2 pseudogenes are annotated in these 1,013 nt (G+C 38.9%); one reads left to right on the top strand and one right to left on the bottom strand.

From position 1 onward, the window contains the following. Positions 1-518, bottom strand: a pseudogene (locus AB5935_RS28285) (serine hydrolase); the annotation flags it as partial. Positions 519-746: 228 nt separating this feature from the next. Here AB5935_RS28285 and AB5935_RS28280 point away from each other — a divergent pair. Further along, a pseudogene (locus AB5935_RS28280) lies at positions 747-1,013 on the top strand (hypothetical protein); the annotation flags it as partial.

Raw genomic sequence — 1,013 nt, 5'->3', positions numbered from 1 at the left:
TCATAACATAGGTTCAAGTCTTCGTGCATGGCAGTTTCTGTACCGACGATGGCACATTCCCGAATTCCTAGTGAATGGATATACTTATTCACAGCATCCGGACCACCCTGATAGTTGAAAAGAATATCGCAAGCATTGTTATCACTCTGCTGAAGTGTGTATCTTAGGAGGTCGGCAATACTCATTTCAGTTCCTCCTTGCGGATATTAATCTCGAAGCGGACTATAAGTGTCCGGCTTTAAATCCGATTTCTTAATGGGTAACCGGGTTTCCAGCGATTGCTTCTGTTTTCCCATATAATCTGCCAATGCTAATGCCTGATGAAACTTGAATACGCTCATCAGTGGATAGTGAATATCATTATTGACAGTTACCGTATCTTTTCCATCAATGATGACGGCTATTCCTATTTCGGCCTTCTTTCCTTTGATGGCTTCTTTCAACTGTGTCTCAAGTTGAGTTTGTCGGGCAAACAGGAGGGTGGGGACCAAACAAAGAAATACTATGAATGAACGCATAATCAATTTCTCTTTTAACGGGTTACTAATTCTCTATTGAAATCATATTTTCTGTTGAAGTCACAAAGGTATAAATAGTAATTGCCTTTGCAAATTCTCATTCAAAAATAGTGATGTCGGATAAGAAATTCCTACTTTTGTGAATCAATCAATTAATGAGTAGATACTATGATAAGATGTCAGTCGGAATTATTTCAATCATCGGTAAAATTAGTAGATGGATTGAAGATGAATACAAAAGAAGATTTAAAGCAGATGGCGAAAATATTATGTCTACCTGTTCCCACAAAACTGCGCAAAGATGAATATGCAACCTACTTTGCAGAAGCAGTTTTGGCTTGCCCTGATATGTGGCTTCCCCGATTGACACAGTATGAGCTGACTTTGCTTGATAAGTTGGTGAAAGCGGGAACCGATACGTATGTAGAAACTACAAATTCATTTATGGTGAGTACGTTGGAAATTCTGTCTTTCGTAGCGACGGATACTTGTCAC

It is taken from the genome of Phocaeicola sp. RTP21198st1_B8_RTP21198_201120 (assembly GCF_040929485.1).
Taxonomy (GTDB): Bacteria; Bacteroidota; Bacteroidia; order Bacteroidales; family Bacteroidaceae; genus Phocaeicola; species Phocaeicola dorei.
The sequence above is the reverse complement of the archived record's forward strand: the minus strand, read 5'-3'. Positions and strand labels throughout refer to the sequence as shown.